At 64.9% G+C, this 21,591-nt stretch carries 30 protein-coding genes and 1 tRNA gene; 9 read left to right on the top strand and 22 right to left on the bottom strand.

Annotated features, from left to right (window positions below; genetic code table 11):
• Positions 1-89 precede the first annotated feature (89 nt).
• Positions 90-281, bottom strand: coding sequence for a hypothetical protein (locus H8M03_RS06320; protein WP_187478648.1), 192 nt, complete (start codon positions 279-281; stop codon positions 90-92).
• A 169-nt stretch (positions 282-450) separates the two neighbouring features.
• Here H8M03_RS06320 and H8M03_RS06315 point away from each other — a divergent pair, with 169 nt between their 5' ends.
• The 3 genes from H8M03_RS06315 (at position 451) to H8M03_RS06305 (ending at position 2,774) form a co-directional block, all read left to right on the top strand.
• On the top strand, positions 451-735 hold the full coding sequence (locus tag H8M03_RS06315) for a hypothetical protein (protein WP_187478647.1): 285 nt from the start codon (positions 451-453) through the stop codon (positions 733-735).
• 37 nt (positions 736-772) lie between these two features.
• Entirely contained in the window at positions 773-1,465 is a 693-nt protein-coding gene (locus tag H8M03_RS06310; protein WP_187478646.1) for a pirin family protein, read from the top strand.
• A gap of 82 nt (positions 1,466-1,547) precedes the next feature.
• Positions 1,548-2,774, top strand: a complete 1,227-nt coding sequence (locus tag H8M03_RS06305) for a hypothetical protein (protein ID WP_187478645.1) — start codon at positions 1,548-1,550, stop codon at positions 2,772-2,774.
• Here the strand turns inward: H8M03_RS06305 and H8M03_RS06300 are convergent, their stop codons facing one another.
• The 5 genes from H8M03_RS06300 to H8M03_RS06280 all read right to left on the bottom strand — a co-directional run bounded on the left by H8M03_RS06300 (position 2,775) and on the right by H8M03_RS06280 (position 5,681).
• The gene (locus tag H8M03_RS06300; protein WP_187478644.1) at positions 2,775-3,392 is read right to left on the bottom strand and encodes a DNA-3-methyladenine glycosylase family protein; all 618 of its coding nucleotides are present in this window, start codon (positions 3,390-3,392) and stop codon (positions 2,775-2,777) included.
• Positions 3,392-4,135, bottom strand: coding sequence for a 23S rRNA (guanosine(2251)-2'-O)-methyltransferase RlmB (gene rlmB, locus H8M03_RS06295; RefSeq protein ID WP_187480868.1), 744 nt, complete (start codon positions 4,133-4,135; stop codon positions 3,392-3,394). The genes H8M03_RS06300 and rlmB overlap by 1 nt, the downstream gene beginning before the upstream one ends.
• Before the next feature lie 12 nt (positions 4,136-4,147).
• Entirely contained in the window at positions 4,148-4,609 is a 462-nt protein-coding gene (locus H8M03_RS06290; RefSeq protein WP_187480867.1) for a hypothetical protein, read from the bottom strand.
• A 51-nt stretch (positions 4,610-4,660) separates the two neighbouring features.
• The gene (locus H8M03_RS06285) at positions 4,661-5,008 is read right to left on the bottom strand and encodes a hypothetical protein (RefSeq protein ID WP_187480866.1); all 348 of its coding nucleotides are present in this window, start codon (positions 5,006-5,008) and stop codon (positions 4,661-4,663) included.
• A gap of 70 nt (positions 5,009-5,078) precedes the next feature.
• Entirely contained in the window at positions 5,079-5,681 is a 603-nt protein-coding gene (locus H8M03_RS06280) for a response regulator transcription factor (RefSeq protein ID WP_187480865.1), read from the bottom strand.
• A 244-nt stretch (positions 5,682-5,925) separates the two neighbouring features.
• On the opposite strand from H8M03_RS06280, the gene H8M03_RS06275 reads away from it, so the two are divergent.
• From H8M03_RS06275 to H8M03_RS06265, 3 genes are all read left to right on the top strand, one after another.
• Positions 5,926-6,011 (top strand) — tRNA-Tyr (locus H8M03_RS06275).
• A gap of 89 nt (positions 6,012-6,100) precedes the next feature.
• Positions 6,101-6,601, top strand: a complete 501-nt coding sequence (locus H8M03_RS06270) for a hypothetical protein (RefSeq protein ID WP_187480864.1) — start codon at positions 6,101-6,103, stop codon at positions 6,599-6,601.
• Between the two features lie 60 nt (positions 6,602-6,661).
• Positions 6,662-6,895, top strand: coding sequence for a hypothetical protein (locus H8M03_RS06265; protein ID WP_187480863.1), 234 nt, complete (start codon positions 6,662-6,664; stop codon positions 6,893-6,895).
• 4 nt (positions 6,896-6,899) lie between these two features.
• On the opposite strand, the gene H8M03_RS06260 is transcribed toward H8M03_RS06265, so the two are convergent.
• From H8M03_RS06260 to H8M03_RS06250, 3 genes are read right to left on the bottom strand one after another with little or no spacing between them, the layout of a single operon-like run.
• A complete protein-coding gene (locus H8M03_RS06260) occupies positions 6,900-7,457 on the bottom strand; it encodes a DsrE family protein (RefSeq protein ID WP_187480862.1) in 558 nt (185 codons plus the stop codon).
• Between the two features lie 59 nt (positions 7,458-7,516).
• Entirely contained in the window at positions 7,517-7,756 is a 240-nt protein-coding gene (locus H8M03_RS06255) for a hypothetical protein (protein WP_187480861.1), read from the bottom strand.
• Positions 7,753-7,920, bottom strand: a complete 168-nt coding sequence (locus H8M03_RS06250; protein ID WP_187480860.1) for a hypothetical protein — start codon at positions 7,918-7,920, stop codon at positions 7,753-7,755. Before H8M03_RS06250 ends, H8M03_RS06255 begins: the two co-directional genes overlap by 4 nt.
• A gap of 274 nt (positions 7,921-8,194) precedes the next feature.
• On the opposite strand from H8M03_RS06250, the gene H8M03_RS06245 reads away from it, so the two are divergent.
• Positions 8,195-8,668, top strand: a complete 474-nt coding sequence (locus H8M03_RS06245) for a thermonuclease family protein (RefSeq protein WP_187480859.1) — start codon at positions 8,195-8,197, stop codon at positions 8,666-8,668.
• Between the two features lie 55 nt (positions 8,669-8,723).
• Positions 8,724-9,077 (top strand): DUF2200 domain-containing protein, encoded by a 354-nt coding sequence (locus H8M03_RS06240; RefSeq protein ID WP_187480858.1) that lies wholly within the window; start codon positions 8,724-8,726, stop codon positions 9,075-9,077.
• Here H8M03_RS06240 and H8M03_RS06235 read toward each other — a convergent pair.
• A complete protein-coding gene (locus H8M03_RS06235; RefSeq protein WP_187480857.1) occupies positions 9,074-9,862 on the bottom strand; it encodes an alpha/beta fold hydrolase in 789 nt (262 codons plus the stop codon). The two genes, H8M03_RS06240 and H8M03_RS06235, sit on opposite strands and share 4 nt — an antisense overlap.
• A gap of 138 nt (positions 9,863-10,000) precedes the next feature.
• Here H8M03_RS06235 and H8M03_RS06230 point away from each other — a divergent pair, with 138 nt between their 5' ends.
• On the top strand, positions 10,001-10,576 hold the full coding sequence (locus H8M03_RS06230; protein WP_187480856.1) for a hypothetical protein: 576 nt from the start codon (positions 10,001-10,003) through the stop codon (positions 10,574-10,576).
• A gap of 31 nt (positions 10,577-10,607) precedes the next feature.
• On the opposite strand, the gene H8M03_RS06225 is transcribed toward H8M03_RS06230, so the two are convergent.
• The 12 genes from H8M03_RS06225 to H8M03_RS12890 form a co-directional block, all read right to left on the bottom strand.
• On the bottom strand, positions 10,608-11,345 hold the full coding sequence (locus H8M03_RS06225) for a hypothetical protein (protein WP_187480855.1): 738 nt from the start codon (positions 11,343-11,345) through the stop codon (positions 10,608-10,610).
• 229 nt (positions 11,346-11,574) lie between these two features.
• Positions 11,575-12,267 carry a hypothetical protein gene (locus tag H8M03_RS06220; RefSeq protein ID WP_187480854.1) on the bottom strand — a complete coding sequence of 231 codons (693 nt, stop codon included), beginning with the start codon at positions 12,265-12,267 and terminating at the stop codon, positions 11,575-11,577.
• An 80-nt stretch (positions 12,268-12,347) separates the two neighbouring features.
• Entirely contained in the window at positions 12,348-12,791 is a 444-nt protein-coding gene (locus tag H8M03_RS06215) for a Swt1 family HEPN domain-containing protein (RefSeq protein ID WP_187480853.1), read from the bottom strand.
• 131 nt (positions 12,792-12,922) lie between these two features.
• Positions 12,923-13,546: a DUF5343 domain-containing protein gene (locus H8M03_RS06210; protein ID WP_187480852.1), complete on the bottom strand. Its 624-nt coding sequence runs from the start codon at positions 13,544-13,546 to the stop codon at positions 12,923-12,925.
• 238 nt (positions 13,547-13,784) lie between these two features.
• Entirely contained in the window at positions 13,785-14,843 is a 1,059-nt protein-coding gene (locus H8M03_RS06205; protein ID WP_187480851.1) for a ribonucleotide-diphosphate reductase subunit beta, read from the bottom strand.
• On the bottom strand, positions 14,843-15,202 hold the full coding sequence (locus H8M03_RS06200; protein WP_187480850.1) for a hypothetical protein: 360 nt from the start codon (positions 15,200-15,202) through the stop codon (positions 14,843-14,845). The genes H8M03_RS06205 and H8M03_RS06200 overlap by 1 nt, the downstream gene beginning before the upstream one ends.
• On the bottom strand, positions 15,199-15,387 hold the full coding sequence (locus H8M03_RS06195; RefSeq protein ID WP_187480849.1) for a hypothetical protein: 189 nt from the start codon (positions 15,385-15,387) through the stop codon (positions 15,199-15,201). The genes H8M03_RS06200 and H8M03_RS06195 overlap by 4 nt, the downstream gene beginning before the upstream one ends.
• Entirely contained in the window at positions 15,384-15,797 is a 414-nt protein-coding gene (locus H8M03_RS06190) for a PepSY domain-containing protein (protein ID WP_187480848.1), read from the bottom strand. Before H8M03_RS06190 ends, H8M03_RS06195 begins: the two co-directional genes overlap by 4 nt.
• Positions 15,798-15,939: 142 nt before the next feature.
• A complete protein-coding gene (locus tag H8M03_RS06185; RefSeq protein WP_187480847.1) occupies positions 15,940-16,089 on the bottom strand; it encodes a hypothetical protein in 150 nt (49 codons plus the stop codon).
• A gap of 37 nt (positions 16,090-16,126) precedes the next feature.
• Positions 16,127-18,004 carry a ribonucleoside-diphosphate reductase subunit alpha gene (locus tag H8M03_RS06180; RefSeq protein WP_187480846.1) on the bottom strand — a complete coding sequence of 626 codons (1,878 nt, stop codon included), beginning with the start codon at positions 18,002-18,004 and terminating at the stop codon, positions 16,127-16,129.
• Positions 18,005-18,392: 388 nt separating this feature from the next.
• Positions 18,393-18,740 (bottom strand): M10 family metallopeptidase C-terminal domain-containing protein, encoded by a 348-nt coding sequence (locus tag H8M03_RS12895; protein ID WP_484592932.1) that lies wholly within the window; start codon positions 18,738-18,740, stop codon positions 18,393-18,395.
• A gap of 110 nt (positions 18,741-18,850) precedes the next feature.
• The gene (locus H8M03_RS12890; RefSeq protein ID WP_281400261.1) at positions 18,851-21,460 is read right to left on the bottom strand and encodes a calcium-binding protein; all 2,610 of its coding nucleotides are present in this window, start codon (positions 21,458-21,460) and stop codon (positions 18,851-18,853) included.
• Positions 21,461-21,591: the final 131 nt, after the last annotated feature.

The following is a 21,591-nucleotide window of genomic DNA, read 5'->3' as shown; positions in this document are numbered from 1 at the left end:
AAGCTGCTTAGCAACGTCCGTCAATGCGTGCAGGCATTAGGGCGTTGCGAGCGACCGCCGAAAGATAGAACTCCGCTCCGTGCAGTCTTTCAGGGCCGTCGCCGCGTCCAGATGACGAGCACAATTCCGGCGACCGTCAGCAAGGCACCGTAAACCGCCCACACGCTCTGATCGATCATGAAGCTCGACTGCGGCCAGTCGATCACGCCTAGCCCCTGGCCGATCCACAGCAGGCCCATGGCGATGGCGATGGCGCCGAGGATGGTGAGTAGGGTCTTCATCGTGCGGCTCCTTCACGTGGAAGCGCGAGCCTGCTCCCAGAGCGCAGCCCTGTCCACGTGACTTCGCCGGTCTCATCCTAAGAATGAAGCAATTGCGGCCGGAAAAGGCTAAGGCGAAGGTGCGTCGGCAGGAGGGTGCCGCGCTGGCCGAGGACCTGGAGGGCTACGCATGTTGGACGTCTTCACCCTATTTATCGCCAATCCCTGGCTGGCGCTGGTCCCGGCGGTGGTGATGCTGTTGCTGTGGCGGATCGGGCCGTCACGCGTGGCGCTCGCGGCCGGCGTTTTGTGGCTGCTCTATTTCCTGTGGGAACTGAGCATCAAGCTGCAGCTGACCTGCGGCGAGGATTGCGACATCCGGGTCGACCTGCTGCTGCTCGGGCCCCTGTTGCTGGCGGTTTCGGTCGCGGCGATTGCGCGTGTCGCGTGGAAGCGGCTGCGGTCACACCGATGACACTTGAAGGCATGGCGCGTATCGCCACTTTAGGCGCATGATAGACATCCGCCCCTTCGATAGCCTCGGCCACGCAAACCACGGCTGGCTCGACGCGCGCCACCATTTTTCCTTCGCCAACTATCATGACCCGCAGCGCATGGGCTGGGGCACGATCCGCGTGTGGAACGACGACAAGATCGCCGCCCGCAGCGGATTTCCGCCGCACCCGCACCGCGACATGGAAATCATCACCTACGTCCGCACCGGCGCGATCACCCACCAGGATTCGCTTGGCAACAAGGGCCGTACCGGGGCCGGCGACGTGCAGGTGATGAGCGCGGGCACCGGCGTCACCCATTCCGAATTCAACCTGGAAGGCGAGGATACGACGCTATTCCAGATCTGGGTGCTGACCGACCGGCCGGGCGCGCCGCCCAGCTGGGGCGCGATGCCGTTCCCCAAGGAAAGCCGCGAAGGCAGTTTCCAGCTGCTCGCCAGCGGCGATGCGGACGACGGCGCGCTGACCATCAACAGCGATGCCCGGGTGCTCGGCGCTACGGTCAAGGCCGGATCGAGCATCGATTATCCCGCCGACCCGGCGCGCCATTTGTACATGGTCTCCAGCGGCCGGGTGCGGGTGAACGGCGAACCGGCCAACCCCCGCGATGGTATTGCCATCACCGGCGAAGAACGCGTGACCATCGAGGCCGAGGACGAAAGCGAGCTGGTGCTGGTCGACGCCCGTTAATCTTGGCTGTTGTATCGCCCGCCGCAGCACGCCATGAGCGGGCCGCGCGCGAGGCGCAATGCAACCATCCCGCGGGGTTAGAGTGAAGGCGCGAGCATTATTCGCAGCATCTGTCGGCCTGTCGATCGCCGTTTCGCCGGCGGTCGCCATGCAGGCCGCGCCTGCGCAGAACGGCTCCGATCAGGTCATCACCCTGCCGCCGTCGGGCGATTTCTCGCTTAACGGCACGGTCACGCGCCGGCCGACGCCGACTCCGGACCAGACGCCGCCGGCCCGTCAGCCCGCTCCGCGGCCCGCGCCCACTCAGCCGACCGCCGAACCCGCGCCGCAGCGTCCGCAACCCGCTCCGCGCCCCGAAGCCCCCTCACCGGCCGTGCCGGCCGCGCCGTCGGCCACCGCGCCGGCCGTTACGCAAGACGCCCCGGCTCAGCCGCAGCCGCAGCCGAGCACCACCGCGCCGTCCTTTTCGGACATTTCCGGCTCCACCGCCGCCGGTGGGATCGCCGCAGCGCCTGAACAGACCGTCGAGAGCACCACCGGCCTCTCGCCGATGCTCCCGTGGTTCGTCGCCTTGCTCGGCCTGGCCGGGGTCGGCGCCTTCGTTTTCTTCCGCCAGCGGCAGCGGCCGGGCTATGCCGGCGCACCGGGCGAAACCCGCTTCGACGTCGAGCCCGAGCATCAGGCGCCGGTTCGCACGCCCGCGCCGATCCCGGTCCGCCCGGCCCCGGTCCCCGTACCGGCCGCGGCGCCGGCCGAACCCGCGCCCGCGCCGGAAGCCAAGGTCGGACCCGACGGGACGATCGTTTCCACCCGCCTCCGCCCCTGGCTGGATTTCGAGTTCACGCCGCGGCGGACGATTATCGAGAAGGATGTCGTCGCGGTCGAATTCGACGTGTCGGTGTTCAATTCGGGCAGCGTCCCGGCGCGCAACGTGCTGGTCGAAGCGCGGCTGTTCAATGCCAGCCCGGATCACCTCAGCGACCTGCGCAAATTTTACATCGAGCCGGTGGCCCAGGGCAGCCGGGTCCCGACGATCGACCCGTTGCAGCGGGTGTCGGTGTCGAACGCCGTAGCGCTGCGCCGGTCCGACCTTGAAAAGATCGAGGTCGACGGCCGCGAACTGCTGGTGCCGCTGGTCGCCTTCAACGCGCTCTATTCGTGGAGCAACGGCAAGGGCCAGACGTCCAGCGCCTTCATCGTCGGCAAGGACACGCACGGCGACCGGCTGTCGCCCTTCCGGCTCGACGAGAATACGCGCGCCGTCGGCGGCCTTGCCGCGCGCGACCACGACCTGCGCATCAAAAGCTGACTAGAGCACCGCCGAATTATAACTGTGCCAGGCGAGGATCGCCGCGGCGCCGCGATGCGGTCGCCAGCGTTCGCCAAGTTCGCGCACTTCCTTTTCGGACGGCCGGCCGTCGAGGCCGAGCAGCCGCCCGATCTCGATCTGCACGGCCAGGTCGCCCGCCGGCCACACATCGGGCCGGCCTTCAGCGAACAGCAGGTAAATCTCCGCCGACCAGCGGCCGATGCCCTTGATCTGCACCAGTTGCGCGATGGCTTCCTCATCATCCGCGGGCAGAGCGGCAAGGTCGAGCTCGCCATTGAGCACCAGCCCGGCAAGACTGCGCGCATAGCCCGCCTTTTGCCGCGACAGGCCCGCGGCGCGCAGGTCCTCGTCGCTGGCCGTCAGGATCGCGGCGAGGTCGGGCGGAGAGCCGTAGGCGGCCTCCAGCTTGCCCCACATCGACCGCGCCGCGGCAACGCTGACCTGTTGCCCGACGATCGTGCGCAGCAGGGTGTGTGCGCCGGGTTCGCTGGTGCGCGGCTCGGGAATGCCATGGCGCTCAAGCAATTCGCCGAATGCCTTTTCGCGCTTCGCCAGCACCTCGACCGCCTCGCGCATGCTCTTGGCGCTGCGCACCATCAGGCGACGCTGGCCGCGTAGAGCGCGACCGCGGCCGCGTTGGAAACGTTGAGGCTTTCGACCGCGCTGGTGATCGGCAGCCGGGCGATGGCGTCGCAATGCTCGCGCGTGTTGGACCGCATCCCCGGACCTTCGGCGCCCAGCACCAGCGCCACCCGGCCGGGGCCGAGCGCGTCCTTGATGTCGAGGTCCGCGTCGCCGGCCAGCCCGATCCGCCAGAAGCCCGCTTCGGCAATTTCGCCGAGCGCTCGGGCCAGATTGACCACCCGCGCCCAGCGGACGGTTTCCAGCGCGCCCGACGCGGCCTTTGCCAGCGCGCCGCCCTCCGGAGGGGAATGACGGTCCTGGGTAACGATGCCGACGGCGCCGAATGCCGCCGCCGAACGCAGGATCGCGCCGACATTATGCGGATCGGTGACCTGGTCCAGCACCAGCAGGGTCGACCGTTCCGGCGCGTCGGCCAGCAATTCGTCGAGCCAGATGTCTTCCAGCGGCTCGGCCTCGATCACCACGCCCTGGTGCGGCGCATCCTTGGGAACCAGCCGGCCAAGGTCGGCGACGTCGGCCAGGGTAACGGCAACGTCGGCCGGGAACTGCATGAACTCCGCCGCTTCGCCGGTCGCCCACGCCTTGACGATGGTGCGCCGCGGATTGTCGAGCGCCGCGGCGACCGCGTGGCGGCCCCAGAAACGGGGGCGGGCAACCGTCCCGCGGCCTTGGTGCGATTTTTTACGGCGGCCCATGCCGCCCCAATGTCAGGCCAGCGGGCGCGACGCAATGTCGCCGGGCGGGTAGCCGGCCGCTTCCATCCGCTGGCGCCGCTGCTGCCGCCATACGGCGATGAACAGGACGAACAGGATCGGATAGCTCCAGAAGCGCGCGGCGACCGCATAGCCCATCGGCGCCAGCGTCACGTCGATGGTCTTGAGGATGTGCGCCATGCTGCCGACCAGCTGGAAGCCCGCGGCCCACAATGGCCAGAAGCGATCGGACACCAGGGCAATGCCGACCAGCACCAGCAGGACGACCGAATTGACCACGACCTCGCCCACGTTCATCGCGGTGTAGCCGGCGCGGATCGACATGTGCGCGACCAGCGACAGCACGGTCGCGCTCAGGAACAGGGCCGCGGCGATCCGCTCGTACTTGTGCCCCTTGATCAGCGCATAGCCGCAGCAGACCAGCAGGATCGTCCAGAAGATGAGATAGCGTGGCATGGACGGGAAACCGGACCACAATAATGTGGCCCGGTCAAAAGTCCCTGACCGCTAGGCGACGATGCGCAGGTCGGCGGTCGCGCCCTTCGGCGGGCAATCGTCGTCGGGGTCGCCCCAGCTGACGGTGCGCAAGCCCGGGACCTTGCCCTTGGCGACGCTCAGCGCCTGGTGGCAATCGACGATCGCGCCGCGCGTTTCGACCAGTCCGGTGACGGCGCTGGCCAGCGACTGCAGGGTCGGGTGCACGGTGCCGAAGCTGACGCCGGCGACGGCGTTGGCGCGGATGATGCGGGCCTGCAGCTCGGCGATTTCAGCGATCGCGGTGTCGACGGTCTCTTCCACCGCGCGCACCTGGGTGGCGACGTCGAAGGCGGCATTCTGGATCATTTGCTTGCGCATGACTGCTCCTTCTCCGGAAAGCGGGGCTTTCGGAGTTCTCTGGGGCCGGTCTGACGTGAGTAGGTGCCGTCTAGCTTTGCATCATCCGTGCGAGGCTCTCGAGCCCGGCAAGGTACATGCCCGCCGAAAACGCTGCCCCGATCGCGATCACGACGATCCAGAGCAACCGGAGGCCGACACTCATCTCATTCCGGGGGTGGCTCCTGGTTGCGAACGGCAATTGCAGGGAAGACCAGGACGACCCGCGCTTTTGCTCGGTTTGAAAGCCCGAACCGCCCCAAGTCTCCCCTGCGCGGCCAGCGTGCCGAATCTGATTGCTGACCGCGCCGTCTTCGTCGCCCGCGGCGGGCTCGCCCTCAATGTACGGCGGTTGATGTATCAAGCTTTGATATGGTTCGCGGTGGCGCGCGACGATGCGCGCGGCCTGCGACCGGCGGGCTACGCCAAGCGTCGCCAGCGACTGGCGGATGCGCTGGTCGACCGTATGCGGGGAAATTCCCAGCTCGACCGCGATCTCCTTGGAAGAAAGGTGATTCGCGACCAGGCGCAGGCAATCGAGCTGACCGTCGGTCAACTTGGCCACGCGCTGCGCGACATCTGGCTCCTGATCCGCGGGACTATCGCCCCATAGCGCGGGATTCGGCACCCGAGCCTTCCTTTCAATGTTTGTCATTGCCGGTGATTCCCGGCCGAGTCAGCGCAAACTTACGCCAGTTCGGACCGACCCACCAAGCAACGACGGTTATCATATATTAACTAAGCATTGGAAATCCGGCAATAAAAAGGCTGGTTTCCGTAGCGATAACGCCTGTCTTTTCGGTGTTTTGCTCGCGATTGCGTGGCGCGGCGTTGACTAACGCGCCCTCGACCGCCATTTCGCGCGCCTGTCCGGCATCCCGGACGGTGCCTGCACCTTTGGAGAGGTGGCCGAGTGGTTAAAGGCAGCAGACTGTAAATCTGCCCGCGCAAGCGTACGCTGGTTCGAATCCAGCCCTCTCCACCATGCTCTGGCCGCCGGTCATCCGTCGAAGCCGCGGGCCCGGCCGCAGCATGGTCATTGCGGCGCCGGCAGAAGCTCGCCACATCAATCTCATGTCGAACGGACCGCGACTCTGGCTGGCTGCATTCGCGTTAGGCGCCTGTTCCGCGGCATCGGCGGCAGAGCCAGCGGACGAACCCATCGTCCTCGACCTCGAAGGCGCGATTTCCGGTTGCACTGCCTCCTCGCCCGACGAAGTGATCGTTTGCGGCAAGGTCAACCGGCGCAACTACCGGCTCGATCCCGTCGAACTGGCGGTCATTCGCAAGAAGGAAGCTGCCGCCAACCCGCCGCGCGTGTCGACCAAGTTTCCGGACGGCGACCCCTGTAAGGTCGGTCCCAACGGCTGCCCCGGCGACGGGGCGATTCCGCTGCTGGCCGTCGCCGCGCTTGTCGCCAAGGTGGCGGTGAAGGCGGTCGTTGCCGAAGACTGGCGCGAACCGCTGCGCGTGATGCCGGACGAATATGAAATGTATGTTCAGGCGAAAGAGCGGGCGCAACGGCGGGTTCGCGTCACGCTCGGCGCAGGGGCGGGCTCTACATCGACCAATTAGAACGGTCCGACCGAACGCCGGTTTTACCCGCCGCTAACCTTCGTCGGTTAGGACAGGCCCGTGATCGAGAAGTCCAAATCGAAAAAGACGAGCGTCCCGCTGAAGCCGCCCGCGGCTGCGCCGGGATCGCGTATTCGCCGCGACCCGATCCTGACGGCCGAGGCCGAACGCGAGGCGAGATACGCCTGGTGGCGGTCGGAGGAGATGGAAGTGCCGCTAGCGGTCGCGGGCATCGTTGCCTTCGCGCTGGCGATCAACATCGTCATCCTCGCCGTCGGCGCTTACTGGAACTAACGCATCAGAACGGGTTGATCGAATAGCCCTGCCGCTGCAGCTCCGCATGCGCGGTCATCGCCGAAACCGCCATCTTCACGCCCGGCAGCAGGTCGGCCTTGGCGACATCCTGTCCGACCGCGCTCTGCCCACACACCCAGACGTCCATCCCGGCGGCGACCAGCGCCGCGACCAGTGCGGCATTGGGGTTGGCGGCGCCCGGATAAGCGGCGGCATACCGCCGGGCGTTGGCGACATCGAGGACCGCCGGGCCGTGGACGACGATGGCGATCCGCATCCGGTCGCCCGCGACGCCCGCTTCCGCCATCATGTTCGCCAGCCGGGCCGCGCTTTCGAGGCCGCGATTGAACTTGCCCTTGTCGCCTGCGGCCACGTCGAAGCTGTGCTTCCACGTCGCGTCCGCGGGCAGCGCCATGTCGCTGTCGACCCGGGCCACCTTGCCGAAGGCGGGGATGGCGGGACCGGCGTGGAAATCCTGCGGCGCGGCGACGGCGGGCGACGCGGCGGCGAGGCCGATCGCGGCGGCGATCAGCGCGGGGACGGCAAGTCGGGGATTAGTCACGGCAGGCTCCTTCTCGGCGGTCCGAAGCCTAGTGGCCGGACCGCGAAAGGAAAGCCGCGTCAGGCGCGCGAATGGGCGGGGCGGTAAGCCTCGCGGGTCACTTCGCCGGAAATGAGCTTGGACTTGAGCTTGCGGCGCATTTGTTCGGCGCCGTCGACGCTCATGCAGACCAGGCGCGTGCCGCCGCTGGCCAGGGTTTCGACGGCGGAAATGCCGACCTTGGCGGTCTCGCACTTGGCCACGACTTCGCTCTGGTCGAGCTTGAGCAGCAGGACCCGGCCGGTGGAGTTGCCGGTCATTGCGCCGCACCCAGGCCGGCGGTGGTGCCGCGCTTGCGGCTGTCGATTTCGGCGGCATAGGCGGCGACGAGCGCAAGGTGCGCGTGGCGCGACTGGTCGCAGCCGGCATTGTCGGCGTTGAACAGCGACACCTGGTGACGGTGGTAGAGGTAGTTGAGATCCATGCGTGGCTCCTGGCGGTAAGCGGGAGCGCACCATCGACTTTGCGGCGTGGAATCTCTCGGCCGCACGGGCTTACGGAAGGATTTCCGTGCGGTAACCCCTTGTAGCACGGGCCGGCGTGCCCGCCTAATCGGCGGCGCGAAGCGGCTGCGGTGCGCACTTTCGGGCCACGGACCCTAGTGACGCGGACCTCAAAGTGCGGCACCTTTCAACGCCATGGGCAGGGGACGGGCATTCCGGCGCTGGCAAGCGCGCGGCGGCGGCGGGGGCCGCACATTGCGCCGCCTGCAAGCGCTGGCGCTCGCCGCGATCCTGCTTGTCGCCGGGCTGGCGCTCGATCCCGTCCTCGTCGACCCGCCCTTCTTCCTGCAAAGCGGTCGGGAGCATGTCAGCGCGCGCTTCACCCGCTGCGGCATCGGGCGCGGCCATGCCTGCGTGATCGACGGCGACACGTTCAAGCTGGGCCAGCGCAAGATCCGCATCATCGGCATCGATGCGCCGGAAATCGAAGGCCAGTGTCCCGCCGAACGGCGGCAGGCCGCCGCCGCCGCGGCGGAGCTGCAGCGCCTGCTCAACCAGGGGCCGTTCGTGATGATCGGCCGGATCGACGACATGCGGGACCGCTACGGCCGCGACTTGCGTTCTATCGAGCGCGACCGGCCCGGCGGCGCCACGCAATCGATCGCGGAGGCGATGCGAGAGGGCGGGTTCGCCCGCCGCTATGCCGGGTTCAAGATGGGGTGGTGCTGACGCACCGCCGGTACCCCCGATTGCAGCGGGGCTGCTCCGATGGCAGGTTTGACCGATGACCCACCGCGTCTTCACCACCAGCGTCGCCAGCGTCTACAAACATTATATCGCCAAGGCGGCGAAGAAGGGGCGGGGCCGCGACGAAGTCGACGCGGTGACCCGCTGGCTGACCGGCTATTCCCAAGACCAGCTGGTCGCGGCGCTGGACGACGGCACCGATTTTCGCACCTTTTTCGACCAGGCGCCGGCGATGAACCCGGCCCGCAGCCTGGTGACGGGCAGCGTGTGCGGGGTGAAGGTGCAGGAGGTCGAGGACCCGTTGATGCGCGAGATCCGGATCCTCGACAAATTGGTCGACGAGCTGTCCAAGGGCCGGTCGATGGACAAGGTGCTGCGCACCCCCGCCTAGGCGGCGCGAGCCGGATCGGTCGCGGCAAGGATCAGGCGGAGCGCTTCGTCCGGTTCGTCCCACATCGGGAAATGGCCGCTGTGGTCGAACCAGTGGAAGGCGGCATCCGGGAAAGCGGCACGGGCGCGACCCGCCTGCGCGGCGATGCACAGCCGGTCGTGGCGGCCCCAGCCGATCGTCACCGGCCCGGCGCCGGGCGCGGCCGGTCCCTGCTGCATCGGCCCCGCGGCAAGATCGCGGACCAGGGGAAGGGCCGTCGGGGTCGCGGCGAAGGCGGCCAGTTCAGCGGCGACCAGCCGGCCGTCGAGCCGCCACGGATGGGCCGAAAGCTGGGCCAGCAACAGGGTGCGGCCGGGCGCCGATCGGGCCAGCGGGCCGAGCGCGCCGCTTAGCCCGCGCAACAGGCCGACGGACGCGGTCAGCGTGGTCTTGAACATGGTCCGTTCCCAGCCCTTCCAGAAGCCGCCGGGATCGAGCGCGACGGTGGCGCCGCGATGCCCGCGCCGCGCCATGTCGAGCACTATCCGGGCGCCGAGCGAGCTGCCGACCAGCGGCACGTCGCCAAGCTCTTCGCCGGCGATGAAGGCGGCAAGGCTGCGCATCAGCCCGGCAAAGGTGCCGCTGTCGGGGTCCGCCGGGACGCCGTCATGGCCGGGCAGGGTGACGCGGATCACTTCATGCCGGGCGGCGAGGCCGGGCAGGACCGGGTCCCACGCCCGCGGCGTGCTGCCGAGACCGTGGACGAGGACGAGTGGCGGTCCGTCGCCAATTCGGGTGGAGATCATGTGCGGCCAACGCGCGGGTACGCAGGACAGGCCCCTTGCGGGTGGAAATAGCCTGGCGCCGATCCGCTCCCCTGGCGTTGCAAAGGCCCATTGCGAGCGGCGGCGAAAGGCGGGATGGTGGGCCCGGGGGACGCCGGCATGAGTGCATTCGAATTCGTCTTTTCACTGTTCGGTCTGCTGCTCGGCTTCAGCCTGGTCGAAGTGCTGGGCGGGCTGGCCAAGGCGATCGAGGCGAAGGTGCGGCCGGACAAGGCGGGGGCGGAGCCGGTGCGCATCGGCTGGCTGACCCCGCTGCTTGGCATCTTCGTCATGCTCGACCTGGTATCCTTCTGGGGCGCGGCATGGATTGCCCGCGACCTGGTCACGGCGGGCCCGCGCATCATGCTCGGCGGGCTGGTCTTCGCCGGCAGCTATTACCTTGCCGCCCATCTGGTGTTCCCGCCCGACCCGCGCGCGGAACGCGACCTGGACCAGCATTATTTCCGAGTCCGGCGAATCGTCTTCGCCACGGTCGGCGTGCTGTTCCTGCTGCAGCTGGCCTATTGGCTTTCGGTACCCGAACTGGCGGCCGCGTTCGGCAAGCCCGCGGTGATCGCCAAGACGGCGACTTTCGCCATGTTCCTGACGGCGGCCGTCGCAGTGCGCGGGTATAAGGCGAACCTTGTCTGCCTGATCCTGCTGATCGCCTCCTACCTGTACGATTACGTGCTCTAGCCGATCCAAAAGTCACAAAAGTCGCACTCGCTTACGCGCGCGGGGGAGCGCCCACGGCAGCGTCGAAGTCGGCGGGTGCCAGGGGGTCGACCGGGCAATCGCCGTCGGGCACCGCGCGCAGTTTCGCGACCAGCGGGGCCAGCTGCGCCTGTGCGTGTTCGACCCGGAAAAAGGTCATGTCCGGCGCTGCGGCGGGCGGTTTCGCGGCCCAGCCGTAGGAGGTGGGATGATGGTGGGTGAGCAGCCACATCAGCAGCCGGTCGTTGGGCCGCCGCCGTTCGGCGGCCAGTTCGCCGTCCTTCCAATATTCCTCCCGCGTGCCGTGGACGGCGCGGTCCCAGGCGAGCGCGGTGAGGCGGGCGGTGGCCAGCGTCTGCGCCTGTTCCCACGCCTCGCGAAAGGCGCCGGCGCGCGGGTGGAGGCGCAGGCGATAGGCGCTGCGCGGGGTGATGCCGACGTCGGCGCAGGCTTCGCTGACGCAGCCGGTTTCCGCCAGCGCGGCGATGAACGCGCGTTGCCGGTCCACGGTCCAGCCGTCGCGGCGCGGCTTGACCGGAACGGGCACGAATTCGGGCGCGGGCGGCACCTCAGCAAGCGCATCGGCGGGCGCGACGGGGGCAGGCGCGGCGACCACGCCGATCGCGGCCAGTTCTTCATCCGAAAGCCGGTGAAGGTCGGTCAAGGCGGCGAAGATCGTATCTTCGTCATCGCCGGCCGCGAGGCCGGCGGCGATGGTTTCGTCAATCTGTTCCCGGGATGGTGCGCCCATGCGCGTGACTCCTTCTTTGGTTTGAAAAGAGTCGAACCACGTATGGCAAACAGGGGGCTGTAGGACAGCAAATTCGCACCGAGCCCTTCGACAGGCTCAGGACAGGCGCAGGTGAGCGAGTGCGCAGCAATCGCGAGGCAGCGTCGAAGAGATGCGAATTGCCGGCCGGCGGGTCGGCGGAGCCGAACCCGTTCGACGTCACGGATTTACTCCGTGAAGGCCTCGAGGGCTAAGAAACCGCGCGTGCCCAATGAATGTCAAAAGCCTCCGGTTCACCACGTCGCCGGCAAAGTTCGCCACCGACAACGTACCGATGGTGAGATTGGAGATCCTGAAACACCTGACCTCGCGGTTTGATGGGAACCCAGTAGGCATGACCCTCGGGCTGAAAAAGTAACTCGTCGTCAAGCTGCTTCACGACACCTTCAAAGCCCTGGCCCTTAGCAATGGCAGTTTGAAACTCGTCGCGCTGCGGCTTCGGCCGCAGCTTCTTCCGCTGTATTTCCTGTTTGATCTCCGCTGCTTCCTCGGGCGTCATCACGGCTAGCGTCTGATCAGGTAGGACTATGTTAATTGTGGATTGTGTGTGTATAGAGATATTGCACGCAGGTTCCGACACAGATGATGGACCCGACATAACCTGATAAATTAGTAGAGGTAGGGTGGCTATCTGAGCCCAATCGGCAGCAGCACTGCGCAAATTGGTGTCGTGAGTACGTCGCTTTTGACGATTCCGCTTTTTCTTCCATCTGAATAGAAAATTTTTACTGCTATGGCGGACGTCGAATAAAGTTAGCTCAAACCCTTCATCGCGCGAGAACTTCGCTAAACGCTTTAACAAAGTGCCTAAGTCATCCGGATTTATCCCCTCGTTCGTGTCGAACGAAAGAGCAAATTCGTCTCCTGCAAGTTCAATCGTCAAACACTGTTCTCCTATCCCAGCCGCGATCAGGATTCCTACCGTAATTTGAAAGCGATGCACGCACCAACTGATACATAAGGCTAAAGCGCAACCTGAGCATTCCAGTCTTTGATGAAAGATCCAATTCGGGCCATGTCACGTTCCGACAACATACCACTGTGCATGATTACGTTTCTGGATTTCTCAACGGTATCAAAAATGCTTTTTGCCCAATCTTTGTCGTGAAGAAATGGCTCAAACGCGTCGAAGTTGTTGAGGATGATGCTTAAGAGCTGACCGAGCATTGTGTAATTTAAAGGGTCCGATCCGCGCTTGACGTGCCACCGCACCTTTTCCTCGTTTTCCAGGCGCTGCTTTGCATCATTTTTGACAGGAGTCGGAACTTTCGTCTCCCACCAATCCTCCCCGAAGTTGTCGATCATTACGTCCGTCACGAGTTGTCGAACGGAGTTTTCGAACGCCGCCACAGCTACATAAACTTGTGACATCTTATCCGCCGCTTCAACGTGCGCCTCATCGATCACATCGACGCCAAGCAGGCTCCTGAGAGTGGCAAATTCTACCCTTTGTGTCCGCGAACTTTGTCGGCCAGCCGAGTCTAATGCCTCCTCTGTGAGCAAAGCTCGGAATACGAAATCGTAGACCTCGGACACGCTCAAAACAGATGCTCCCTCAGGCTTCTGAACAAGGCGTCGAACACTTTCGGATCGCGCGTATCCGGAAGGATGAGCTGAATATTGTAGTGCATCCCTCCAAGGCTCACGCGAGACCTTTCTAACAGCGGATTGATCTGTTCTCGCTCAGCGGATGAGGTCTCTTGTTCCTCCGTCGCTTCTGGCAGAGACTCGGAAGCCTTTGAGAAGTCCGCCTCCTTAACCAAGGCTTGGAACGTAGTGGCAAGCTTATCGAGGACCGAGTCCGACAACTGTCCCTGTGACAGGGTTTTAAATTTGTTGATGAGGTCGTTTCGAGACAGGGTCTGAGCGGATTTGTTGACCTTGAATAAGTCGCCGTAAGCATCGCGAACGCCTTCGGCGATGACCTGCGGCGCTTGGGTCTGGTCGAGAAAACGATAGTATCGCTCGGTCGGCGTTCCGCTGTCGTCAAGGAATCCGAGCGATTTTAGCACACCGATGATCAATCGATCGGAACTGGACTTGAATTCCAGTGATTCTAGAAACGCTTGCGTGAATCTATCAGGCGCCTGGGCTTGCTGAATGGCTGCCAGAATAGCCGGCAGGTTTTTAACGCTCGTTAGGTACGATTTTGGTAGGGCCATCGGGTCCTCCACTGCTTCGGAGGAGCGCGGTTAGCAATTCGGCGACTGCGATCCTGTCCGATTATCGCTAAACGTCAAGAAACAGCCGTGTGTTTGTTATCAAAAACGGAAGCGCTCTCTCAGCGCTCCGGCCGCTTAACTACCTCCGAATACACACCTACACGAGCATTTCATCGACGCTGCCCGCCTCCGGAGCCTTTAAGCTCGCTCCGCCACCCTGCCCGCAGGCGAACAGCAACTACTCCGCAGCCACCCCCGCCTGCTCGAACATATCCGGCCCATCGCCACCCTCGGCAGCATCGTTGGCCGCATCGCCCTTGGCCTTCTGCCGGCGGTCGAAATTGTCCCACACTTCGTTCCAGTTTCCGCGCGTCGCGGCCTTCGAATATTCGGTCGCGCGGGTTTCGAAGAAGTTGGCGTGTTCGACGCCGTTGAGCATCGGCGCGAGCCAGGGGAGGGGGTGGTCGTCGACCATGTAGACCGGCGCGAAGCCGAGCTGCCCCAGCCGCCAGTCGGCGATGTAGCGGATGTACTTCTTGATCTGCTTGGCGGTCATGCCTTCGACCGGGCCCATTTCGAACGCTAGGTCGATGAACGCATCTTCGAGCCGCACCGTCTTCTGACACTGGTCGATGATCTCTTCCCTGACGTTCTTCGTCAGGCAGTCGCGTTCCTTCACGAAGGTGTGGAACAGCTTGATGATGCCTTCGCAGTGCAGGCTTTCGTCGCGCACCGACCAGCTGACGATCTGCCCCATGCCCTTCATCTTGTTGAAGCGCGGGAAGTTCATCAGCATCGCGAAGCTGGCGAACAGCTGCAGCCCCTCGGTGAAGCCGCCGAACATGGCCAGCGTCTTGGCGATGTCTTCGTCCGTGTCGACGCCGAAGGTGTTCAGGTAATCGTGCTTGTCCTTCATCTCCTTGTACTGGAGGAAGGCGCCATATTCGCTTTCGGGCATGCCGATCGTGTCGAGCAGGTGCGAGTAGGCCGCGATGTGGACCGTTTCCATGTTGGAGAAGGCGGTCAGCATCATCTTGATTTCGGTCGGCTTGAACACGCGGCCGTATTTTTCGTGGTAGCAATCCTGCACTTCCACGTCGGCCTGCGTGAAGAAGCGGAAGATCTGCGTGAGCAGGTTGCGCTCATGCTCGGTCAGCTTCTGCGCCCAGTCGCGGCAATCCTCGCCCAGCGGCACTTCTTCCGGCATCCAGTGGATCTGCTGCTGCCGCTTCCAATATTCGAACGCCCAAGGGTATTCGAACGGCTTGTAGGCTTTGTTGGCTTGGAGGAGGGGCATCAGAGGGCTCCCGATAATTGGAGGGCGAGCAGGATTGCGAAAAGGACGGCGAGAACGCCGATGGCGACGAGCAGGACCTTGCGGTTGCGGGCGAGCTGTTCTGAGCCGACCGGCGTGCCGGGTTCGCGGCGGGAATTGATGAGCAGGGCGCCGATGAGAGAGAAGAGGAAAGCGAACGTCGGCTCGTCGAGCACCGGGTCGATCCAGCCGATCGCGCCGGCGAGGTGAACGCCAAAAGCGGCGAGCCCGAGCATGGCGAAGGCGACGCCGGTCCATTGCACCCAATTGTACGGCTTCAGCGGCTTGCCCGGCTGGTCGTAGACGTTCGGGTCGTAGCTGTGCCGGCGATAGCCGCTCATCCCTGCCTCGCGATGTAGGAGAAAGCGCCAACGCCGAGCATGATGAGGCCGGCGCCGACCATCATGCCGCCGGCAAAGCGGTGGTTGCCGGCCTTGTGCGCGTCGGGCTGCTTCTTCGCGCTGGCGACGAAGCCGTAGCCGAGCGCGACGAACACGAGGCCGAGGGCGACCGTGGTCAGATTCACCAGAAGACCCTTCCGCCGCGAACCGACTTGCCCTGCTCCACGCGGACGATCCGCCCGCGGTACATCTGGATGTAGAGATAGAGGCCGGAGAAAGCGAAGAAGAACAGGGCCAGCCCGCTGAGCAGCGAAACGATCGTGCCGACGGGGCCGAACTCCTCGCCCGAATGAAGGTGGTGGAGATAGCCGACGTTCCACTGGCCGGCCTGCGGCGCGGGCTTCGGCCGGCAGGTGACCGTTTCGGGGCAGACGAAGCCTTCGGGCAGCGCGGGACGGGCGCGTTCGCCGGCGTCGCTTTCGAACAGCCCTTCGTTGTTGATGGTGCCGATGTGGCTGAGCACGCCGGTCGCGCTGATCCACAGCAGGAAGGCGCCGAACAGCACCGCCAGCCAGCGATGAAGCTTGCGCATCATTGCGCGGCCCGCCCGCGACGAAAGGACCGGGGCCGCCCGGAGAGCCCACCGCTCACCAGGTGGCCCCGGCCCGAGAACCGCGCGCGCGGCCGTGCGGCGGCGCGGGTGCGGTCCAGTCCGGAAGCAAGGCAGGCCGAAAGCGTCACCGCGATCCCATGGTCGCGGCGATCACCGCGGTCGCGGCCAGCGCCAACAGGTCGAGCGCGAGCAGGCCGCCGATCACGCCGCCGGCGATCATCCCGGCCTTGCCGGCCTTGGTCTTGGGCGTTTTGAGCTTGGGGACAAGTTTCATACGCTAACTCCTTGGGCCGCGCCGCCCGGCCGAGGGCTTACTGGCAGGCGAGGCATTCGTCGTAATCGGTGGTCGAGGCGAGCTGGATTTCCTTGAGGTCGGCGGTGTTGTCGGCCTCGACCCCACCGGCGAACCCGGCGCGCTGCACCGACTTCGAACGGAGGTAATAGAGCGACTTGATGCCCAGCTCCCACGCGCGGAAGTGGAGCATCAACAGGTCCCACTTGTCGCTGTCGGCCGGGATGAACAGGTTCAGCGACTGCGCCTGGTCGATGTACGGCGTGCGGTCGGCGGCCAGTTCGAGCAACCAGCGCTGGTCGATTTCGAAGCTGGTCTTGAACACGTCCTTTTCTTCCTGCGTCAGCATGTCCAGATGCTGGACACTGCCGCCCTGTTCGAGGATCGAGTTCCACACCTTGTCGGGCGCCAGCACGTTCTTTTCGGCCAGCAGCTTTTCCAGATAGGGGTTCTTGACCGAGAAGCTGCCGGACAGGGTCTTGTGGGTATAGACGTTGCCCGGGATCGGTTCGATGCAGGCCGAAGTGCCGCCGCAGATGATCGAGATGGACGCGGTCGGCGCGATCGCCATCTTGCACGAAAAGCGTTCCATCACGCCCATGTCGGCGGCGTCGGGGCAGGGCCCGCGTTCCTTCGCCAGCATCATCGAGGCGGTGTCGACCTGCGCCCGGATGTGCTTGAAGATCTTGAGGTTCCAGCTTTTCGCCATCGCCCCTTCGAACGGGATGCCGCGGGCCTGCAGGAAGCTGTGGAAACCCATCACGCCAAGGCCGACCGAGCGTTCGCGTTCCGCGCTATACTTGGCGCGCGCCATCTCGTCCGGGGCGCGGGCGATATAGTCGGACAGGACGTTGTCGAGGAAGCGCATGACGTCCTCGATGAACTGCTTGTCGCCGTTCCATTCGTCCCAGGTTTCGAGGTTGAGCGACGACAGGCAGCAGACCGCGGTACGGTCGGCGCCATTGTGGTCCTTGCCGGTCGGAAGCGTGATTTCCGAGCACAGGTTAGAGGTCGTCACCTTGAGCCCCAGGTCGCGGTGATGCTTGGGCATCGACCGGTTCACCTGGTCGATGAAGATGATGTACGGTTCGCCCGTCGCAAGGCGGGTTTCGACCAGCTTCTGAAACAGCGCGCGGGCGTCGACCTTGCCGCGGACGCTCTGGTCCTTGGGCGATTTCAGTTCGAACTCGGCGCCTTCGCGCACCGCTTCCATGAATTCGTCGGTGACAAGCACGCCGTGGTGGAGGTTCAACGCCTTGCGGTTGAAGTCGCCCGACGGTTTGCGGATCTCAAGGAATTCCTCGATTTCCGGGTGGTTGATGTCGAGGTAGCAGGCGGCCGAGCCGCGCCGCAGCGAACCCTGCGAAATGGCCAAAGTGAGCGAGTCCATCACGCGCACGAACGGGATGATGCCGCTGGTCTTGCCGTTGAGGCCGACCGGCTCGCCGATGCCGCGGACGCTGCCCCAATAGGTGCCGATGCCGCCGCCGCGCGAGGCCAGCCAGACATTTTCGTTCCAGGTGCCGACGATGCCTTCGAGGCTGTCGGACACGCTGTTCAAATAGCAGCTGATCGGCAGGCCGCGGCCGGTGCCGCCGTTGGACAGGACCGGGGTCGCGGGCATGAACCACAGGCGCGAGATGTAATCGTAGATGCGCTGGGCGTGGCCGGCATCGTCGGCGTAAGCGGAAGCGACGCGGGCGAACAGGTCCTGGTTGGTTTCGCCCGGCAGAAGGTAGCGGTCCTTCAGGGTTTCCTTGCCGAATTCGGTCAGCAGGGCGTCGCGGCTCTCGTCGGTTTCGACCGGGAAGGCGGGCGGGGCGATGCTCTTGCTCGACGCGGCGGCGGTCGCTGCCACGTCGTCGGCCGGAACCTCGCTACCAGTCGTGAAATCCATCGCTCTTCCCCACATCCTTGCGACTCAAGCGAGCCGTTTGTTCACCAATCGTTCTACTCTTCCGGACGGTTCCGGGCGAGTCCTTTTGCAGTGCGGGGAGGGCCATGACCACCGTTCCACCCTGTGGAAATCGGGGACGAGTTTACCCACCCGTCGGAATATGGTCATTCCGCCGCCGAACACCAATAGTTGCGTGTTCCCCCTACCGCACTACCACCTATTGTGCCTCATCCACCGCTGAACGCAAGCGGTTAAATGCGTTTTGACCCATTTTTCCTGTGGATGCGGGATGCGCGAAGGGCGCGGGCATCAGGGTGCCGATGGCGGCCCTTTATCGGCTTGCGCCGGCTTTATGGCGATGCCGCCACCCACGCTTTCGGCGCCGCGCCTAGAGGATGATCTGGTCGGCGGTCCAGCGGTGGCTGACGGTGATCGCGAAGTCGGCCGCCGCGTCGCCGTTGACGTCGCCCATCAACGTCCAGGTGCCGTCGTCGTTGACGATCAGGATCAATTCGCCGGCCGCACCGGAGAAGTGATCCGCAACGAGCAACGGGCTCGACAGGTCGAGGGGGATATGGAAGGCTTGGTCGCCGTTGGTGTTGACGTCCGCGTCGATGCCGGAAAGGTCCATTGTATCGCGCGTTACGTAGGCGTCGGTGATGACGTCGGAGTAAACGCCGCCGGCGATGTCCGCGTCGGTAAACACGAAGGTGTCGTAACCGTCCCCGCCGGTCATCGTGTCGTTGCCGGCGCCGCCCGAGAGGGTGTCGCCCCCGTCGCCGCCGGTCAGCGTATCGTTGCCGGTGCCGCCGGAAAGCGTGTCGTCCCGCCGCCGTTATGCGGCGATCAGCCGATCAGCGTCGGCATGCTTTCGCCAGCGGACAGCACGATCTTGATGACGAAATCCGCGCCGCCGCCGTCGACATCACCATAGAGATAGATGGTTGAGCTTGATGCTCCGTCGAACTGCGTCGCCCACATATTCCCTGCGCCCGCGTACAGGGAATCTCCGTATGTCTCACTCGAAACAGGCGCGTATTCGATTCCAAAGAAGGTGAAATCCTGGTTGCCCGCGACCGTCGTATCGGCGTCGATCAAGGTAAAGTCGAACACGTCGGCGCTGGTGGTGTGGCGGATGTCGTCCGGGTTGCCGAACACGGAGTCGGCGATGTCGGTGAAAATATAGGTATCAGTCCCCTGGGTGTCGCTGATCTGCTCCCGCCCGTTGCCGCCGTAATAGGTGTCGTTCCCGGCGCCGCCCGTCAGATTGTCGTCTCCGGCGCCGCCGGTCAGGTAATCGTCGCCTTCCCCGCCCCTCAGCGAATCGGTGCCGATCCCGCCGTCGAGCGTGTCGTCACCGTTGCCGCCTTCGAGCGTATCGTCGCCGCCAAGTCCGTAGAGCGTGTCGTTGCCGATGTTGCCGGTAATCCAGTTGACGTTGCCGTTGCCAGTGACCGTCGCGCCGGTGGTCACCAACAGGTTCGCGAACAGGACGGTGTCCGGTAACGTGTAAGCAGAAAGCGCAATGTAGACGGTGCTGTCGCTGTCGGCGTCGGCGATGACGTCCCCGACGTTGTCGACATAATAAGCGTCGGCCCCTGCGCCGCCGTCCATCGAGTCGGCGCCTTCGCCGCCGATCAGCGTGTCGGCGCCGCCCGCGCCGTAGAGCGTGTCGCCGCCCGCGGTGCCGGTGAGCGTGTTGCCCGACGCGTTACCGGTCAGCGTTCCAGTGACTTGCAGCGTGCCGTTTTCGACATCGGTCGTCAGGGTGTAGCCGGACACGCCCACGAACACCGTATCCGTGCCATTCGAGCCGAAGTCGATTTCGTCGACGGTGTCGAGCAGGACGTCGACATAATAGGTGTCGTCACCCGCGCCGCCACGCATGGTATCGTCACCGGCGCCACCGTCCAGGATGTCGTTGCCGGCAGAGCCATAAAGATAATTATAGCCATCGCTGCCGGTCAGCTGGTTGGACAGACCATTGCCGTAAAGGCTGCCCGCAACCGCCATCTCGGCGTTCTCAACGAAATCCGCGAGCGTGTAACTCGAAAGCCACGAAAGGACTTGGTCGGTGCCTTCGCCGGTGGTTTCGACGACCACATCGCCGAAATCGTCAACATAGTAGGTGTCATGGCCAGTTCCGCCGGTCATGGTGTCGCCGTCCAGGCCGCCGTCGATCGTATCGGCGCCATCGCCGCCGGACAGGCTGTCGGTCCCGCTGCCGCCGGTGAGGTGATTGTCGAGCGCGTTGCCGGCCAGGGCGAGGCCGGCAGAACTGTCGACCAGCCCGTTTTCAACGTTCGCCCCCAGCGTATATCCGCTTATGCTGACGCGGACGGTGTCGGTGCCGTCCGCTTCGGCCTCGACGACCAGGTCAGTCAGGGTATCCACGTCGTAGGTGTCGTTCCCGAGACCGCCCGTCATGCTGTCGTCACCGGCGCCGCCGTCAAGGACATCGTCGCCGTCACCAGCCTTGAGCGAGTCGTCGCCGTCGCCGCCGTTCAGCGTATCGTTGCCGGCGTTGCCGACCAGCTGGTCGCTGCCGCCATTGCCGGCAAGGACGTTGTTGCCGCCATTGCCGCTGATCAGGTTGCCAAGCGCGTTGCCCGCCCCGTTGAGGTTGGACGAACCGGTCAGGAACAGGTCTTCGACGTTCGCGCCGAGCCCGAAGCTGACCGCTGCATAAACGCGGTCGCGGCCTTCTGCGGCATTCTCGATCGCGTGGTCGCTGCTGCTGTCGACGTAATAGCTATCGTTGCCGCCGCCGCCGCGCATGGTGTCGGCCCCGCCCTGGCCGTCGAGGATGTTGGCCGTGGCCGTGCCGATGATGCGGTTGTCGAGCGCATTGCCGACGCCGCGGACGGCGGTGCCGGTGAGGTACAAATCCTCGATATTGTCACGGATGCGAAGGCTGACCGAACTGTAGACAGTGTCCGTCCCCTGGCCCGAAAATTCGACGGTCAGATCCCGGGCATCATCGACGTAGTAAGTGTCGTTGCCGAGCCCGCCGCGCATAATGTCGGCGCCGCCCAGCCCGTCGAGAATATTGGCGCCGTCGGTGCCGGTGAGCCGGTTGGTGGCAGCGTTGCCGTAGGCGCGCACGGCCGAGCCGGTCAGGGTCAGGTCCTCGACGTTGGTGCGCAGGCGATAGCTGACCGAGCTGATGACGATGTCGGCGCCCTCGCCGGCGTTTTCGATGGTCACGTCATCGGTGTCGTCGACGTAATAGGTGTCGTTGCCGGTCCCGCCGCGCATGACGTCGGCATCGTCACCGCCGTTGAGCAGGTCGTTGCCGGCGCCGGCGATGATCGAATCGTTGCCGCCACCGCCGAACAGCCGGTCGTTGCCGGCCAGGCCGAAGATGATGTCGTCGCCGTCGAAACCCTTGATGATGTCGTCGCCCGGCGAGCCTTCGAGACTGTTGTCGCCATTCGTGCCGTTGACCGTCGCCATCTGCCAGCTCCCCCTTGCACCCGCTTCGAGTCGATACCCCAGCCGGAAAGCTTCTCGACATCGAACGGAAAATCAAGCGAGCGCCAGGCGACGACCGCGGCCGGGGGGCGCATCCGGCCGCGGTCGTACAG

Origin of the sequence: Sphingomonas sabuli, from assembly GCF_014352855.1 — a bacterium.
GTDB classification, from domain to species: Bacteria; Pseudomonadota; Alphaproteobacteria; order Sphingomonadales; family Sphingomonadaceae; genus Sphingomicrobium; species Sphingomicrobium sabuli.
The sequence above is the reverse complement of the archived record's forward strand: the minus strand, read 5'-3'. Positions and strand labels throughout refer to the sequence as shown.

Coding starts and splice junctions, on each gene's coding strand:
- H8M03_RS06310 (WP_187478646.1), top strand. CDS start 773: ATGATAGACATCCGCCCCTTCGATAGCCTCGGCCACGCAAACCACGGC.
- H8M03_RS06225 (WP_187480855.1), bottom strand. CDS start 11,345: ATGGGCGCACCATCCCGGGAACAGATTGACGAAACCATCGCCGCCGGC.
- H8M03_RS12895 (WP_484592932.1), bottom strand. CDS start 18,740: ATGACCGGCGGGGACGGTTACGACACCTTCGTGTTTACCGACGCGGAC.
- H8M03_RS12890 (WP_281400261.1), bottom strand. CDS start 21,460: ATGGCGACGGTCAACGGCACGAATGGCGACAACAGTCTCGAAGGCTCG.
- H8M03_RS06240 (WP_187480858.1), top strand. CDS start 8,724: ATGACCCACCGCGTCTTCACCACCAGCGTCGCCAGCGTCTACAAACAT.
- H8M03_RS06255 (WP_187480861.1), bottom strand. CDS start 7,756: ATGACCGGCAACTCCACCGGCCGGGTCCTGCTGCTCAAGCTCGACCAG.
- H8M03_RS06280 (WP_187480865.1), bottom strand. CDS start 5,681: ATGACAAACATTGAAAGGAAGGCTCGGGTGCCGAATCCCGCGCTATGG.
- H8M03_RS06205 (WP_187480851.1), bottom strand. CDS start 14,843: ATGCCCCTCCTCCAAGCCAACAAAGCCTACAAGCCGTTCGAATACCCT.
- H8M03_RS06290 (WP_187480867.1), bottom strand. CDS start 4,609: ATGCCACGCTATCTCATCTTCTGGACGATCCTGCTGGTCTGCTGCGGC.
- H8M03_RS06300 (WP_187478644.1), bottom strand. CDS start 3,392: ATGGTGCGCAGCGCCAAGAGCATGCGCGAGGCGGTCGAGGTGCTGGCG.
- H8M03_RS06210 (WP_187480852.1), bottom strand. CDS start 13,546: ATGGCCCTACCAAAATCGTACCTAACGAGCGTTAAAAACCTGCCGGCT.
- H8M03_RS06320 (WP_187478648.1), bottom strand. CDS start 281: ATGAAGACCCTACTCACCATCCTCGGCGCCATCGCCATCGCCATGGGC.
- H8M03_RS06185 (WP_187480847.1), bottom strand. CDS start 16,089: ATGAAACTTGTCCCCAAGCTCAAAACGCCCAAGACCAAGGCCGGCAAG.
- H8M03_RS06270 (WP_187480864.1), top strand. CDS start 6,101: ATGTCGAACGGACCGCGACTCTGGCTGGCTGCATTCGCGTTAGGCGCC.
- H8M03_RS06230 (WP_187480856.1), top strand. CDS start 10,001: ATGAGTGCATTCGAATTCGTCTTTTCACTGTTCGGTCTGCTGCTCGGC.
- H8M03_RS06235 (WP_187480857.1), bottom strand. CDS start 9,862: ATGATCTCCACCCGAATTGGCGACGGACCGCCACTCGTCCTCGTCCAC.
- H8M03_RS06285 (WP_187480866.1), bottom strand. CDS start 5,008: ATGCGCAAGCAAATGATCCAGAATGCCGCCTTCGACGTCGCCACCCAG.
- H8M03_RS06250 (WP_187480860.1), bottom strand. CDS start 7,920: ATGGATCTCAACTACCTCTACCACCGTCACCAGGTGTCGCTGTTCAAC.
- H8M03_RS06180 (WP_187480846.1), bottom strand. CDS start 18,004: ATGGATTTCACGACTGGTAGCGAGGTTCCGGCCGACGACGTGGCAGCG.
- H8M03_RS06190 (WP_187480848.1), bottom strand. CDS start 15,797: ATGATGCGCAAGCTTCATCGCTGGCTGGCGGTGCTGTTCGGCGCCTTC.
- H8M03_RS06315 (WP_187478647.1), top strand. CDS start 451: ATGTTGGACGTCTTCACCCTATTTATCGCCAATCCCTGGCTGGCGCTG.
- H8M03_RS06200 (WP_187480850.1), bottom strand. CDS start 15,202: ATGAGCGGCTATCGCCGGCACAGCTACGACCCGAACGTCTACGACCAG.
- rlmB (WP_187480868.1), bottom strand. CDS start 4,135: ATGGGCCGCCGTAAAAAATCGCACCAAGGCCGCGGGACGGTTGCCCGC.